24 protein-coding genes are annotated in these 13,988 nt (G+C 34.5%); 2 read left to right on the top strand and 22 right to left on the bottom strand.

What is annotated here, in order from left to right:
- Positions 1–6: 6 nt before the first annotated feature.
- From rplO to rplC, 20 genes are all read right to left on the bottom strand, one after another.
- On the bottom strand, positions 7–453 hold the full coding sequence (gene rplO, locus C3729_RS09155; protein WP_104793863.1) for a 50S ribosomal protein L15: 447 nt from the start codon (positions 451–453) through the stop codon (positions 7–9).
- 15 nt (positions 454–468) lie between these two features.
- On the bottom strand, positions 469–648 hold the full coding sequence (gene rpmD, locus C3729_RS09150) for a 50S ribosomal protein L30 (RefSeq protein WP_069800918.1): 180 nt from the start codon (positions 646–648) through the stop codon (positions 469–471).
- 11 nt (positions 649–659) lie between these two features.
- Positions 660–1,181 carry a 30S ribosomal protein S5 gene (gene rpsE / locus C3729_RS09145; protein ID WP_069800916.1) on the bottom strand — a complete coding sequence of 174 codons (522 nt, stop codon included), beginning with the start codon at positions 1,179–1,181 and terminating at the stop codon, positions 660–662.
- Between the two features lie 13 nt (positions 1,182–1,194).
- A complete protein-coding gene (rplR, locus tag C3729_RS09140; protein ID WP_069800914.1) occupies positions 1,195–1,548 on the bottom strand; it encodes a 50S ribosomal protein L18 in 354 nt (117 codons plus the stop codon).
- A gap of 11 nt (positions 1,549–1,559) precedes the next feature.
- On the bottom strand, positions 1,560–2,105 hold the full coding sequence (rplF, locus tag C3729_RS09135) for a 50S ribosomal protein L6 (RefSeq protein WP_104793862.1): 546 nt from the start codon (positions 2,103–2,105) through the stop codon (positions 1,560–1,562).
- Positions 2,106–2,124: 19 nt separating this feature from the next.
- Positions 2,125–2,523: a 30S ribosomal protein S8 gene (rpsH, locus tag C3729_RS09130; protein WP_069800910.1), complete on the bottom strand. Its 399-nt coding sequence runs from the start codon at positions 2,521–2,523 to the stop codon at positions 2,125–2,127.
- A 110-nt stretch (positions 2,524–2,633) separates the two neighbouring features.
- Positions 2,634–2,903 (bottom strand): 30S ribosomal protein S14, encoded by a 270-nt coding sequence (rpsN, locus tag C3729_RS09125; RefSeq protein ID WP_069800908.1) that lies wholly within the window; start codon positions 2,901–2,903, stop codon positions 2,634–2,636.
- A 3-nt stretch (positions 2,904–2,906) separates the two neighbouring features.
- A complete protein-coding gene (gene rplE / locus C3729_RS09120) occupies positions 2,907–3,458 on the bottom strand; it encodes a 50S ribosomal protein L5 (RefSeq protein ID WP_069800905.1) in 552 nt (183 codons plus the stop codon).
- 2 nt (positions 3,459–3,460) lie between these two features.
- Entirely contained in the window at positions 3,461–3,781 is a 321-nt protein-coding gene (gene rplX, locus C3729_RS09115) for a 50S ribosomal protein L24 (protein ID WP_104793861.1), read from the bottom strand.
- A 20-nt stretch (positions 3,782–3,801) separates the two neighbouring features.
- Positions 3,802–4,170 carry a 50S ribosomal protein L14 gene (gene rplN, locus C3729_RS09110; protein WP_069800901.1) on the bottom strand — a complete coding sequence of 123 codons (369 nt, stop codon included), beginning with the start codon at positions 4,168–4,170 and terminating at the stop codon, positions 3,802–3,804.
- Complete coding sequence (gene rpsQ, locus C3729_RS09105) at positions 4,170–4,427, bottom strand: 30S ribosomal protein S17 (protein ID WP_104793860.1); 258 nt, start codon at positions 4,425–4,427, stop codon at positions 4,170–4,172. Before rpsQ ends, rplN begins: the two co-directional genes overlap by 1 nt.
- Positions 4,428–4,436: 9 nt before the next feature.
- On the bottom strand, positions 4,437–4,622 hold the full coding sequence (gene rpmC / locus C3729_RS09100; RefSeq protein WP_069800897.1) for a 50S ribosomal protein L29: 186 nt from the start codon (positions 4,620–4,622) through the stop codon (positions 4,437–4,439).
- Positions 4,623–4,632: 10 nt separating this feature from the next.
- A complete protein-coding gene (gene rplP, locus C3729_RS09095) occupies positions 4,633–5,058 on the bottom strand; it encodes a 50S ribosomal protein L16 (RefSeq protein ID WP_069800895.1) in 426 nt (141 codons plus the stop codon).
- Between the two features lie 96 nt (positions 5,059–5,154).
- Positions 5,155–5,850, bottom strand: a complete 696-nt coding sequence (gene rpsC, locus C3729_RS09090) for a 30S ribosomal protein S3 (RefSeq protein WP_069800893.1) — start codon at positions 5,848–5,850, stop codon at positions 5,155–5,157.
- Between the two features lie 8 nt (positions 5,851–5,858).
- Entirely contained in the window at positions 5,859–6,263 is a 405-nt protein-coding gene (rplV, locus tag C3729_RS09085) for a 50S ribosomal protein L22 (RefSeq protein WP_069800891.1), read from the bottom strand.
- Positions 6,264–6,265: 2 nt separating this feature from the next.
- Positions 6,266–6,544: a 30S ribosomal protein S19 gene (gene rpsS, locus C3729_RS09080; RefSeq protein ID WP_069800889.1), complete on the bottom strand. Its 279-nt coding sequence runs from the start codon at positions 6,542–6,544 to the stop codon at positions 6,266–6,268.
- A 2-nt stretch (positions 6,545–6,546) separates the two neighbouring features.
- A complete protein-coding gene (gene rplB / locus C3729_RS09075) occupies positions 6,547–7,368 on the bottom strand; it encodes a 50S ribosomal protein L2 (protein WP_069800887.1) in 822 nt (273 codons plus the stop codon).
- Between the two features lie 22 nt (positions 7,369–7,390).
- Entirely contained in the window at positions 7,391–7,681 is a 291-nt protein-coding gene (rplW, locus tag C3729_RS09070) for a 50S ribosomal protein L23 (protein WP_069800885.1), read from the bottom strand.
- Positions 7,682–7,684: 3 nt separating this feature from the next.
- Positions 7,685–8,314: a 50S ribosomal protein L4 gene (gene rplD / locus C3729_RS09065; protein WP_069800882.1), complete on the bottom strand. Its 630-nt coding sequence runs from the start codon at positions 8,312–8,314 to the stop codon at positions 7,685–7,687.
- Positions 8,305–8,931 (bottom strand): 50S ribosomal protein L3, encoded by a 627-nt coding sequence (gene rplC, locus C3729_RS09060; RefSeq protein WP_104793859.1) that lies wholly within the window; start codon positions 8,929–8,931, stop codon positions 8,305–8,307. Before rplC ends, rplD begins: the two co-directional genes overlap by 10 nt.
- Positions 8,932–9,324: 393 nt before the next feature.
- Here rplC and pta point away from each other — a divergent pair, with 393 nt between their 5' ends.
- Together pta and C3729_RS09050 are read left to right on the top strand one after the other, a co-directional pair.
- A complete protein-coding gene (gene pta, locus C3729_RS09055) occupies positions 9,325–11,412 on the top strand; it encodes a phosphate acetyltransferase (RefSeq protein WP_104793858.1) in 2,088 nt (695 codons plus the stop codon).
- Positions 11,413–11,561: 149 nt separating this feature from the next.
- A complete protein-coding gene (locus C3729_RS09050) occupies positions 11,562–12,767 on the top strand; it encodes an acetate/propionate family kinase (protein ID WP_104793857.1) in 1,206 nt (401 codons plus the stop codon).
- On the opposite strand, the gene C3729_RS13460 is transcribed toward C3729_RS09050, so the two are convergent.
- Complete coding sequence (locus tag C3729_RS13460; RefSeq protein WP_104793856.1) at positions 12,761–13,024, bottom strand: DUF1294 domain-containing protein; 264 nt, start codon at positions 13,022–13,024, stop codon at positions 12,761–12,763. The two genes, C3729_RS09050 and C3729_RS13460, sit on opposite strands and share 7 nt — an antisense overlap.
- Positions 13,021–13,926: an alpha/beta hydrolase gene (locus C3729_RS09040; protein ID WP_104793855.1), complete on the bottom strand. Its 906-nt coding sequence runs from the start codon at positions 13,924–13,926 to the stop codon at positions 13,021–13,023. Before C3729_RS09040 ends, C3729_RS13460 begins: the two co-directional genes overlap by 4 nt.
- Positions 13,927–13,988: the final 62 nt, after the last annotated feature.

The raw sequence follows: 13,988 nt of genomic DNA, 5'->3' as shown, positions 1-13,988 counted from the left end.
TTTTTATTAAAGAGTGATCGCTTTACCTCCTGCTTTAGAGATTGCCTCTTCAGCAGATTTAGTGAATTTGTTAGCAGAAATAGAAACAGAAGATTTAAGTTCTCCTCTACCCATAATTTTCACTAATTCATTTTTAGAAGATAAACCATTTTCTATCAATACTTCTTTAGTAACTTCAGAAAGATTTTTAACGTCTACTAATGCTTGAATAGTATCTAGATTAATAGCTCTGTATTCTTTTCTGTTAATGTTATTAAATCCGAATTTTGGTAATCTTCTTTGTAAAGGCATCTGACCACCTTCAAAACCTATTTTCTGTGAGTAACCAGCTCTTGATTTTTGACCTTTGTGACCTTTTGTAGATGTACCACCTTTGCCACTACCTTGTCCTCTACCTACTCTTTTTGAATTATGAGTAGCTCCAGATGCTGGTTGAATATTATTTAAATTCATTTTGTTAAAATTTAATTAGTTTTCCTGTACTTCTACTAAATGTCTCACTGCAGCTACCATACCTAAGATAGATGGAGTAGCTTCGTGTTCTACAACTTGGTTTAATTTTTTAAGACCAAGAGCTACTAAAGTATCTTTTTGTACTTTAGGTCTTTTGATAGCACTTCTTACTTGTTTGATTTTAATTGTTGCCATGATATAAAAAATTAACCGTTAAACACTTTAGTTAAAGAAATTCCTCTCATTCTTGCAATTTCTTCTGGTCTTCTGATATCTAACAATGCTTTGAAAGTTGCCTTTACCACATTGTGAGGGTTAGAAGAACCTTTAGATTTTGAAAGTACATCATGTACTCCTGCAGATTCTAGTACCGCTCTTACCGCACCTCCTGCGATTAATCCTGTACCGTGAGAAGCTGGTCTTAAGAAGATATCAGCACCACCGTATCTAGCAGAAGTTTGGTGAGGGATTGTATGATTCATTACAGGAACTTTCACTAAATTTTTCTTAGCATCTTCTACTGCTTTAGCAATAGCAGAAGCAACTTCTTTAGATTTACCTAAACCGAAACCGATTACACCGTCTTCATTACCTACTACTACGATTGCAGAAAATCCGAAAGCTCTACCTCCTTTGGTTACTTTAGTTACTCTGTTTACGGCAACTAGACGGTCTTTAAGTTCTAGACCACCTGGTTTTACTCTTTCTATATTATCTAATCCTAACATAATTTTTTAATTTTTAAAATTTCAAACCACCTTCTCTAGCACCGTCTGCAAGAGCTTTTACTCTACCGTGATATACGAAACCGTTTCTATCAAAAACTACTTTTTCAAATCCAGCAGCTAAAGCTTTTTCAGCAATTTTCTTCCCTACTGCAGTTGCAACTTCAGTTTTAGTTCCATTAGCATCTACTCCTTTCTCTCTAGAAGAAGCAGCTACTAAAGTTTTACCTTCTTTATCGTCAATTAATTGAGCGTAGATTTCTTTGTTACTCTTGTAAACAGAAAGTCTTGGCGCTGAAGAAGTTCCAGAGATTTTGCCTCTTACTCTTCTTTTAATTCTATCTCTTTTTTGTACTTTTGTTAATGCCATTGTCTTAATTTTTAAGCAGATTTACCAGCTTTACGTCTAATTATTTCACCAACGAATTTCACACCTTTACCTTTGTATGGTTCTGGTTTTCTGAATGAGCGAATTTTAGCAGCCACCATTCCCAATAATTGTTTGTCATAAGATGACAAAGTGATGATTGGGTTTTTACCTTTTTCTGTTAAAGTATCGATTGTAATTTCACTTGGAAGTTCTAATACGATACCGTGAGAGAAACCTAGAGCTAATTCTAGTTTTTGACCAGAGTGAGATGCTCTATAACCTACCCCTACTAATTCTAATTTTTTGGTGAAACCTTCAGAGGTTCCCACCACCATATTATTGATTAACGCTCTATAAAGACCGTGTAATGCTTTATGATTTTTAGCTTCAGATGGTCTACTTACAGTAATTTTACCATCTTCTTGCTCAAGAGTAATTCCGCCTGTAATTTCTTGAGAAAGTTCTCCTTTAGGACCTTTCACAGTTACTACATTATCATTTACAGTAACTGTAACACCTGCAGGAATTTCTATAATTGATTTACCAATTCTTGACATTTCTTCCTAATTTTTACAATTAATAAACATAGCAGATTACTTCGCCACCTACTTTTTCTTCTCTGGCTTTCTTATCAGTCATTACTCCCTTAGAAGTAGAGATGATAGCTACACCTAAACCGTTTAATACTCTTGGTAATTCTTCTGTACCAGCGTATTTTCTCAAACCTGGTCTAGAAGCTCTTTGGATAGACTTAATAGCCGGTTTGTTAGTTTGCTTATCATATTTCAAAGCGATTTTGATAGTCCCTTGAACAGCGTTATCTTCAAACTTGTAGTTTAAGATGTAACCTTGATCAAATAAGATTTTCGTAATCTCCTTTTTGATTTTTGATGCAGGAATTTCCACCACTTTGTGGCCTGCGCTTTGTGCGTTCCTTACTCTAGTTAGGAAATCTGAAATTGGATCTGTTACCATTTTTTTATTTTAAATTATTATTGGTGAATGATATTCAGTATTGCAGATGGCTTTTAATTTTGAGGCTAAAAGCCATAAGCAACTTAAATATCTTGATTAAAAACTAATTGTTACCAACTTGCTTTTTTAACTCCCGGGATAAGACCATTGTTAGCCATTTCTCTGAAAGTAACTCTCGAAATACCGAAAGTTCTCATGTAACCTCTTGGTCTTCCTGTTAATTTACATCTGTTGTGTAATCTTACAGGTGAAGCGTTTTTAGGTAATTTCTGAAGTGCTTCATAATCACCTGCTTCTTTTAGGGCAGCTCTTTTAGCAGCATATTTAGCAACTAGTGCTTCTCTTTTGCGCTCACGCGCTTTCATTGATTCTTTTGCCATTTCTTAGTTCTTTTTAAACGGTAAACCGAAATGAGTTAATAATGCTTTTGCTTCTTTGTCAGTTTTAGCAGTAGTAACGAAAGTGATGTCCATCCCTTGGATTTTTTTCACTTTGTCGATCACGATTTCTGGGAAGATAATTTGCTCAGTAATCCCTAAGTTGTAATTACCTCTACCATCGAAACCATCGGCTTTGATACCGTTAAAATCTCTAATTCTTGGTAAAGCAGATGACGTAAGTCTATCTAAAAATTCGTACATTTTTTCTGCTCTAAGCGTTACTCTTGCACCAACTGGCATACCTTTTCTTAATTTGAAAGCTGCCTCGTCTTTTTTAGATAAAGTTCCTACTGCTTTTTGACCAGTGATAGCTGTAAGTTCTTCTACTGCATAGTCTACGATTTTTTTGTCTGCAGTTGCAGCACCTAAACCTTGAGACACAACAATTTTTTCTAATTTAGGTACTTGCATGATAGATTTGTACCCAAATTCTTCCATCATTGCTGGAACAATTTTTTCTGTATATAATTTTTTGGGTCTTGCTACGTATTCCATAATTAGATTTCTTTACCTGTTGTTTTAGCAATTCTTACTTTTTTATCACCTTCTACTTTATACGCTACTTTTGTAGCTTTTCCGTTTGCATCTACTAGAGATACGTTAGAAATATTGATAGATGCTTCTTTTTCTACGATTCCGCCTTGAGGATTAGATGCAGATGGTTTTACGTGTTTTTTAACAACGTTTACACCAGCTACGATAACTCTAGCATCAGCGTTTTCTTTCTTAATCACTTCTAGAACTTCACCTTTACTACCTTTGTTTTTACCAGTAGTAACGATTACGTTATCTCCTCTTTTTATTTTAACTTTTGCCATTTTTTTTAAAATTTTTAAAATTATAATACTTCAGGAGCTAATGAAATGATTTTCATATATTCTTTGTCTCTCAATTCACGAGCAACTGGTCCGAAAACACGAGTTCCTCTCATTTCTCCAGCAGCGTTTAGAAGAACGCAAGCGTTGTCATCAAATTTGATGTATGAACCATCTTTTCTTCTAACTGCTTTTTTAGTTCTTACGATAACTGCTTTAGATACTTGTCCTTTTTTTGCATTTCCTGATGGAGTAGAATCTTTGATAGTAACTACGATTTTATCACCTACAGAAGCATATCTTCTTCTAGTTCCACCTAGAACTCTGATTACTAGTACTTCTTTTGCACCAGTGTTATCAGCAACTTTTAATCTTGATTCGGTTTGTAACATTACTTAGCTCTTTCAATTATACTTACTAATCTCCATCTTTTATTTTTACTCAAAGGTCTAGTTTCTTGGATTAAAACTTTATCCCCTTCGTTGCACTCATTGTTTTCATCGTGAGCGGTATATTTTTTCGTTTTTAATACGAATTTACCGTACATTGGATGTTTCATTCTCATCGTTTCACTAACTACAATGGTTTTTTCCATTTTATTGCTAGAAACGATTCCGATTCTTTCTTTTCTTAAATTTCTTTCCATGATAAAATGAAATTATTGTTTGTTAGTTAACTCAGTTTCAAGTCTTGCGATTGTTCTTCTTAAATCTCTGATTTGAATAGGATTTTCAATCGGGCTAATTCTGTGTGCTAATTTCATTTTAGTGTAATCAGCTTTAAGAGCAGCTAATTGATTTTTAATATCTCCTGCGCTTAGATTTTTGATGTCAGCTTTTTTCATTTTTCAAAGATTATTGAGGTTGAACAAAATCGTTAGCTACTACAAATTTGGTAACTATTGGAAGTTTCTGAGCTGCAAGTCTTAACGCCTCTTTAGCTATTTCATAAGGAACTCCACCTACTTCAAACATAATTTTACCAGGTTTTACTACAGCTACCCAATATTCTACAGCACCTTTACCTTTACCCATCCTTACTTCGGCTGGTTTTTTAGTAATAGGCTTATCTGGGAATATTTTGATCCATAGTTGACCTTCTCTTTTCATATATCTTGTAGCAGCGATACGCGCAGCTTCAATTTGTCTTGCAGTGATCCAAGCACCGTCTATAGCTTTAATTCCGAAAGTTCCATACGCAAGTTGAGATCCTCTTTGCGCATTTCCCTTCATTTTCATTTTATGAACACGACGGAATTTCGTTCTTTTTGGTTGTAACATGTTTTCTAATTTAGATTTTAGATTTCAGATTTTAGATTTTAGATTTTAAAAAAGTAACGGTAATTTAAAACTTAAAATTTCAATCTAAAATTTTAATTATTTTCTGTCTCTTTTTTTACCAGCTGGTGCTTTTTTCTGTTGACCAACAAGTGGAGATAATTCTCTCTTGCCGTACACTTCACCTTTCATGATCCAAACTTTCACTCCTAGCTTACCGTACTGAGTAAGTGCTTCACCAATGTGATAATCGATATCTGCTCTGAAAGTAGACAATGGGATTCTTCCTTCTTTGAAAGACTCACTTCTTGCCATTTCAGCTCCGTTTAATCTACCAGAGATTTGAACTTTGATACCTTCTGCACCCATTCTCATAGTGCTGGTCATAGCCATTTTAACAGCTCTTCTGTAAGAGATTCTGTTTTCTATTTGCTTAGCAATACTTTCTGCTACTAGAATTGCGTCTAGTTCTGGTCTTTTGATTTCGAAGATATTGATTTGGATGTCTTTATCAGTAATCTTTTTCAATTCTTCTTTTAGTTTATCAACTTCTTGACCACCTTTACCGATGATAAGACCTGGTCTTGCAGTAGTGATTGTTACTGTTACTAATTTTAGGGTTCTCTCGATGTAGATTCTAGAGATACCACCTTTAGATAATCTAGCTTCAAGGTATCTTCTGATTTTGTAGTCTTCTGCGATTCTGTCTCCATAATCGTTTCCACCAAACCAGTTAGAATCCCATCCTCTGATGATTCCTAATCTATTACCAATTGGATTTGTCTTCTGTCCCATACCTTTGATTATTGATTATCTTGTTTGTTACCTAATACTAATGTTACGTGATTAGATCTTTTTCTAATTCTGTAACCTCTACCTTGTGGTGCAGGTCTTAATCTCTTAAGTTGTCTTGCACTATCCACATAAATTTCTTTTACAAAAAGATTAGCAGCTTCTATGTCAGCACCTTCGTTTTTAGTTTGCCAGTTAGCAATAGCCGAAAGTAAAAGTTTTTCTAACTTGTTAGAAGCATCTTTTTTAGAATATTTAAGGATATATAGGGCTTTATCTACGTTTTCTCCACGGATGATATCAGCAACGAGTCTCATTTTTCTTGGAGAAGACGGACAATTGTTTAATGAAGCTTTTACAACGTCTTTGTTAGCTTCTTTTCTTGCGATTGCGCTATCTTGTTTTCTTGATCCCATGATTATCTGCTACCTTTATTTTTGTTACCAGAGTGTCCTCTGAAAGATCTCGTTGGAGAAAATTCGCCTAACTTATGTCCTACCATGTTTTCAGTTACATAAACCGGGATAAAAGATTTCCCGTTGTGTACTGCGATAGTTTGACCTACCATGTCTGGAGAAATCATTGATGCTCTAGACCATGTTTTGATAACTGTCTTCTTATTTTGTTCTATGTTTGCCTGAACCTTCTTTTCTAAATGATGTGCGATGAAAGGTCCTTTCTTAAGTGATCTTGCCATAATTATTTTCTTTTAGATACGATGTAACGGTTAGACACTTTGTTTTTCTTTCTAGTCTTGTAACCTTTAGCTGGTTTACCGTTTCTAGATCTTGGGTGACCACCAGAAGATCTACCTTCACCACCTCCCATTGGGTGATCTACAGGGTTCATAGCTACAGCTCTTGTTCTTGGTCTCTTACCTAACCATCTGCTTCTACCTGCTTTACCAGAAACGGTAAGTTGGTGATCTGAGTTAGATACTGAGCCAATCATAGCCATACATTCTACTAAAATCATTCTAGATTCTCCTGAAGGCAATTTAATGATTGCATATTTACCATCTCTAGAAGTTAATTGCGCAGAAGAACCTGCACTTCTAGCAAGGATTGCTCCTTGTCCTGGTCTTAGTTCGATGCAAGAAATCACAGTACCTAATGGTATGTTTTTCAATTTCATTGCATTTCCTACTTCAGGTTCTACATTATCTCCAGAAACTACAGTTTGACCTACTTTAATACCGTTTGGAGCAACGATGTATCTCTTTTCTCCATCTGTGTATTCTACTAAAGCGATAAACGCAGTTCTGTTTGGATCATACTCCACAGATAAAACGGTAGCAGCTACATCAAATTTATTTCTTTTGAAATCGATGATTCTGTACTTTTTCTTGTGTCCACCTCCGGTATAACGCATGGTCATTTTACCAGTGTTATTTCTACCTCCTTTTTTAGAAAGTCCTACAGTTAGAGACTTCTCAGGTTTGTTGGTAGTAATTTCTTCAAAATTGTTTACAATTCTGAATCTCTGTCCTGGGGTGATAGGTTTTAATTTTCTAACAGACATTACTATTAATTATATAAAATTATTAATTTGTTGCAAAAATATCAATGGTTTCGCCTTCTACAAGTTGAACCAAAGCTTTCTTCAATTTATTGGTTTTACCAACTTGAAGTCCTTTTTTAGTGTATTTCGAAGAAACTTTAGGAGCATAAATCATTGTTCTTACGTCTTCTACCTTTACACTATAAGCAGCTTCTACAGCTTGTTTGATTTGGATTTTATTAGCTTTAGTATCTACTAAAAACGTATAAACTCCGCTCAATTCTGATTGGCTGTTTGCTTTTTCTGAAATGATTGGTTTAATGATAACTGACATGACTTATTTTCTTAAATTTTCTTGAAATTTTTCTACAGCACCTTCGAAGAATACTACTTCACCAGCATTAACTAAGTCATAAGAAGAAATCTCATTATAAGTTAAAACTTTTACTTTCGGTAAGTTTCTTGAAGATAAATATACGTTCTTGTTTGTTTCAGCAAGCACGAATAATGCTTTTTTGCCTTCCAAACCTAATGCATTAAATACATTGATGAAATCTTTAGTTTTAGGAGCAGCAAATGTTACTTCTTCTAATACTTTAATAGAGTTTTCTCTCATTTTTTGAGAAAGAACAGATTTCTTAGCTAATCTTTTTAATGCTTTATTTAATTTGAATCTGTAATCTCTTGGCTTAGGACCGAATACTCTACCCCCACCTTTGAAAGTTGGAGATTTAATATCACCATATCTAGCCGAACCAGATCCTTTTTGTTTTTTAAGTTTTCTAGTAGAAGCAGTAATTTCGCTTCTTTCTTTAGACTTATGAGTTCCTTGTCTTTGAGCAGCAAGGTATTGTTTCACTTCTAAGTAAACCGCGTGCTGATTTGGCTCAATTCCGAAGATAGCTTCGTCTAGTTGCACTTTTCTTCCGGTTTCTTTTCCTGATGTATTTAATACTACTAGTTCCATTTCTTGATAATTACATAAGAATTTTTAGCTCCCGGAACAGCACCTTTTACTACTAAAAGATTTTGTTCTGTATCTACTTTTAACACTTGAAGGTTTTGAACAGTTACCTGTTTTCCTCCCATTCTACCAGCCATTCTAAGTCCTTTGAAAACTCTAGAAGGGTCAGAACCTGCACCAATTGAACCCGGAGCTCTTAATCTGTTATGCTGACCGTGGGTAGCTTGCATTACACCACCAAAGTTATGTCTTTTAACAACCCCTTGGAAACCTTTACCTTTAGAAGTACCTGTTACGTCTACATATTCACCTTCGTTGAACATGTCTACGATTATTTGATCTCCTACTTTCACTTCGTGTTCGAATTCATTTCTGAATTCCACGATTTTCGCCTTTGGCGTAGAACCAGCCTTTTTGAAATGACCAGCCAACGCTTTAGATACGTTCTTCTCACTCTTGTCATCGAAACCTAGTTGCACCGCTTTATAACCGTCAACTTCTTCGGTTCTGACCTGTAAAACCGCGCATGGACCAGCTTGAATAACTGTACAAGGAATGTTTTTTCCTTCTTCGTTAAACAAAGATGTCATACCGATTTTTTTACCAATAATACCTGACATTATTAATATATTATACTTAAATTGTTTATTATAACTCCCTATTCTAGAGGAATTTAGTAATATCTACGTCTGAAATAGGCATACTTCTTCCCTAAAATGAGTGTGCAAATGTAAGAATATTTTTTGAACTGACAAACAGTAAGTTAAAATTATTTTCTTTTTTAATCCATTCATGTTCAGCCACTCGTGAAACCATAAACTGATATTTATTCTATCATAAAGATTAATTAAAATATGAGGCTTGTAATTAGGAAACGGAAGTCCTTTTAATGCTTATATTTTTGCTATAAATTTAAAATAGCTGTCAAATCGCATGTTTTTCGACACTTAATTTACTTTCATAACCGTTTTGAAAGCCGTATTTTTGCAAAATAAATTTAATCCTTTCTAAAAATGAATCATTCAGTATACGTAATCACCTCTTCTGCACAAAGCGGAAAATCTATTGTAAGTCTTGGATTAATGCAAATGCTGAAACGCACCACTCCTAATGTGGCGTTTTTTAAGCCTCTTATCGAAAACAAAAATGTAGTAGACAATCATATAGACACTATTTTATCTCACTTTAATATTAACATGAATTATGAGGATGCTTACTCATATTCTAGAAGTGAGTTTACCGAACATCAAAATCAAGGAAAAATCAATGAGGTTTATGATACCATCATCGAGAAATATAAAAATTTAGAAAATGAATTTGATTTTGTACTGGTAGAAGGAAGTGATTTTACAGAAGAAGGTTCTGTTTTTGAAATAGATTTTAATGGTTCTATTGCAAAGAATTTAGGAATCCCAGTCTTATTAGTAGTAAAAGACAGTTTCGAAACCGTTCCTGAATTGGTAAATAATGTGATTGCAGAAGTCAATTCATTTTTAGAAAAAGACGTTAATATAATAGGAGTAATTGTTAATCGTTGCGAAAAAGAACAAAGTGAAGTACAAAAACTCATCAACAAAGAAATTAAAAAAGGAATTTTCGTAGCCGTTATTCCAAATAATCCAGAATTAGGAAAACCATCTATCCGCGAAATCATTAATCATATTAGAGGTCATGTTTTATTTGGGAAAGAAAAACTAGACAACATTGCGAAAACTACAGTTATTGGAGCAATGCAATTAGCGAATTTCTTGCCTAGAATTACACCAGACAGCCTTTGTATTATGCCAGGAGACAGAAGTGACCTGATTGTAGGAACTTCTTTGGCAAATATTTCACCGAAATATCCTAATATTTCAGGTATTGTTTTAACTGGTGGTTTCACGCCAGAAAGATCTATTATCAAATTAATGCTCGACAATCAAAAACCTATTCCGATTATCACCACTAATTTGGGAACTTTTGAAGCAGCATCTGTAATTTCTAGAATTAAACCGAAAATTTACGCCGAAAATAAATCAAAAATAAAATTAAGTATTGACTTGTTTGAAAGTTCTGTTGACGTAGAAGAACTCAATACCAAAATAAACTCTGTGAAAACAGAAAGTCTCACCCCGAGAATGTTCCAATACAATCTCTTGAGCAATGCTAAAAAAATTCAAAAGCACATTGTTTTACCAGAGGGCAATGACGATAGAATTCTAACCGCTGCATCTCAAATTGCAGAAGACAAAGTGGCAAAAATTACCATTTTAGGCGACCCAGAAAAAGTAAAATCTAGAGTAGCGCAACTCGGATTAAACTGGGACGAAACTAGAATTTCTATCGTAGACCCTCACAATAGTGAATTTTACGAAGACTACGCCAATACTTTATATGAATTAAGAAAATCAAAAGGTTTAGAATTGACGTCGGCACAAGATTTAATGCTAGATGCATCTTACTTTGGCACCATGATGGTACACAAAGGTCATGCAGACGGAATGGTTTCTGGTGCGGTAAATACTACAGCTCACACCATAAAACCGGCTTTACAATTTGTGAAAACAAAACCAGGTTTCAAAACCGTTTCTTCAGTATTTTTCATGCTGTTAGATGATAGAGTTTTAGTTTACGGAGATTGTGCAATTGTACCAAATCCTAACCCAGAACAATTAGCAGAAATTGCGATTTCTTCTGCCGACTCTGCCAAAACATTTGGTATAGAAACGCCTAAAGTGGCGATGCTTTCTTATTCTTCTGGAACATCTGGAAGCGGCGAAGAAGTAGAAAAAGTGAGAAAAGCTACAGAAATTGTAAAATCTCTACGTCCTGATATTTTAGTAGAAGGACCTATTCAATATGATGCTGCAGTAGACCCAATCGTTGGTAAAAGCAAATTGCCAAACTCTCCAGTTGCTGGACAAGCCAATGTTCTTATTTTCCCAGATTTAAATACAGGAAACAATACTTATAAAGCGGTTCAAAGAGAAACTGGCGCATTAGCAGTTGGCCCAATGTTACAAGGTTTAAACAAACCGATTAACGATTTAAGTCGCGGCGCTACTATTGAAGATATTTACAACACCGTAATTATTACAGCGATACAATCTACTAACAATTAAACCTAATTTTTAGACAGCTCGTCTTTGCAGCCCGACTTGAGTGGAGCTCTTTTTATTTTTTTGAATGGAAAAAGCTTTGGCAAAAAATAAAAAAGCGGGAACGGAAGGCGGAAAAGCTGCCCAAATTAAAAATTTAAAAAAATCATTACATGAACATATTAGTTATTAATGCAGGAAGCTCATCTCTGAAATATCAAATCATCAATATTCTTTCTCAACAAGTTTTGGCTAAAGGTTTAGCAGAACGTATCGGAATTGAAGGGGGTAGAATCAAACATCAATATGCAACGAATGAAGGTTTTGGCGAATATATTTTAGAAGAAAATTTACCAGAACATGCTACAGCTTTCGAGGCGATTACAGGTTTATTAACTCATCCAGATTTTGGCGTAATCGATAATCCAGAAAGCATCAAAGCAATTGGTCACAGAGTAGTTCACGGTGGCGAAAAATTCACAAAAACGCAAATCATTACTCCTGAGGTGAAAGAAGCGATAAAAACTTTGATTCCATTGGCTCCACTTCATAATCCGGCAAACTTAATTGGGATAGAAGCTTCTGAAAAATTCTTTCCAAATGCAGTTCAGGTAGCAGTTTTTGATACAGCGTTTTTCGCTACACTTCCTGAACACGCTTACCGATATGCTATTCCTAAAAAATTCTATACAGATAATAGCATTAGAGTGTATGGTTTCCATGGAACAAGCCACAAATTTGTATACAATGAAGCCAAAAAAATTCTAAAAAATGACCACTTGAAAGCCATTACCATTCACTTAGGAAACGGCGCAAGTATGGCTGCAGTAAATGAAAACGGAGAAAGTATAGATACGACTTTAGGTTTCGGCCCACTTTGTGGATTGGCGATGGGAACCAGAAGTGGCGACATAGATCCTTCTGTAATTTTTTACATGGTAGAAGAATTAGGTTTCTCTTTACAAGAGGTGAAAAACATATTGAATAAAGAAAGTGGAATGCTTGGCTTAGGTGGAAGTAGCGATGCAAGAGACATCAACGAAAAATGTGAACAAGGCGATGCTGATGCTAAATTAACCTTAGAACTTTACACGCATAGAATTAAAAAATACATCGGTTCTTATTTTGCTTCACTCAATGGAATTGACACCATTATTTTCACTGCTGGTTTAGGAGAAAATGATGCTGTGGTAAGAAGTTGGTCTTGTAAAAATTTAGAAGCGCTTGGTATAAAACTAGACGAAGAAGCGAATGTGAAATTTAATCACACCAAAGTTCCTGTAGAAATTCAAGCTCCAGAAAGCAAGGTGAAAATTCTGATTATTCCTACGAACGAAGAACTGGAAATCGCTCAACAAACGTATGAATTGATTCAGTAATTAGATTTTAAATAATAGAAAATGATAAGAATTTGGACTAAGAATATTAGTCCAAATTTTATTTTAAAGGAAGTTTTAGAAATTTTATGTCGGAAAATAAGCATTCCCAAAAGTGAGCCTACACTTCCGCCAAGAAATGACAGCAATAAAAGGACAAACTCCGAAATTCTATACCCACCAAGAGTTGCGTTTCTTTTGTCAAAACCAAATAGCAAAAAACTAAAGGTAGAAATAGCAAGTATATAATTCAATATCATTTCAACATAAAAGTTAATGGAATAGAAAGTCTTTTTGCCCAAGATTTTTCGCTGTGGTCTTCTCCATCAAATTTTAAAGTTTGCCAATTTTTCTTCCCAAATTTTTTAGTTTTCATAATCTCATCTACTTTCATTTGAAAAGGTTCATACATTTTATCCAACGTTTCTGTACCGAAATCAAAATAGATTTTATGCGTTTTTGGATTCGGCAAATTGGCCTTCAAATAGTTTTGAAAGGCAAGAGGAATAGGATTATTTTCTGACGCAAAAATTCCTAGCCAATGTGTAGACATACAAATTGCACCGCCAAAAACTTCAGGATATTCGCAAATAGCATACATAGAAATCAATCCACCCATAGAACTTCCCATGATAAACGTATGTGGAGCATCTGTATAAGTGCTATAATTTTTATCAACAAAAGGTTTGAGTTCTTTTACTAAAAATTTCAAATATTCATCTGAATAGATTTTACCACCAAAAAGTGATTGGTTATTATTTCTGAAAAGATTGTATAGAGAATCTTGCTTTTTTTGAGACAAACTTTCAAAAGGTTTCTGCGGAAAATATTCGCTATGACGGTTTTTGTCTGCATTGTCTATGGCGACTACAATCGTAGGTTTTATTTTCTTTTCACGAATGAGCTCTCCTAAATTTTCGTCTAGTTTCCATTCTTGTTTGTTCCAAGTAATGGTTTCGTCCCAAAGCATTTGTCCGTCATTGGCATAAAGAACTTGGTGTTTTACTTTTGGATTATAATTTTCGGGAAGCCAAATTCTCACGCTTCTTTCTCCAATGATTTCGGATTTAAAATTTTTGTATTCTATGATTTTGCCAGAAGAAACTTCTGGCGTTTGTCCGAAAGTAACAATGGTAAGCAAAAGGAATACTAGGTTTTTCATTCGTTAAAATTTTGAATAAAATTACGAATTAAAACAAAACTCCCAAACTAAATAGTTTGGGA

It is taken from the genome of Cloacibacterium normanense (assembly GCF_002943105.1).
Taxonomy (GTDB): Bacteria; Bacteroidota; Bacteroidia; order Flavobacteriales; family Weeksellaceae; genus Cloacibacterium.
Note: the sequence above shows the minus strand (reverse complement) of the source record. Positions and strands in the feature narration are given on the sequence as shown.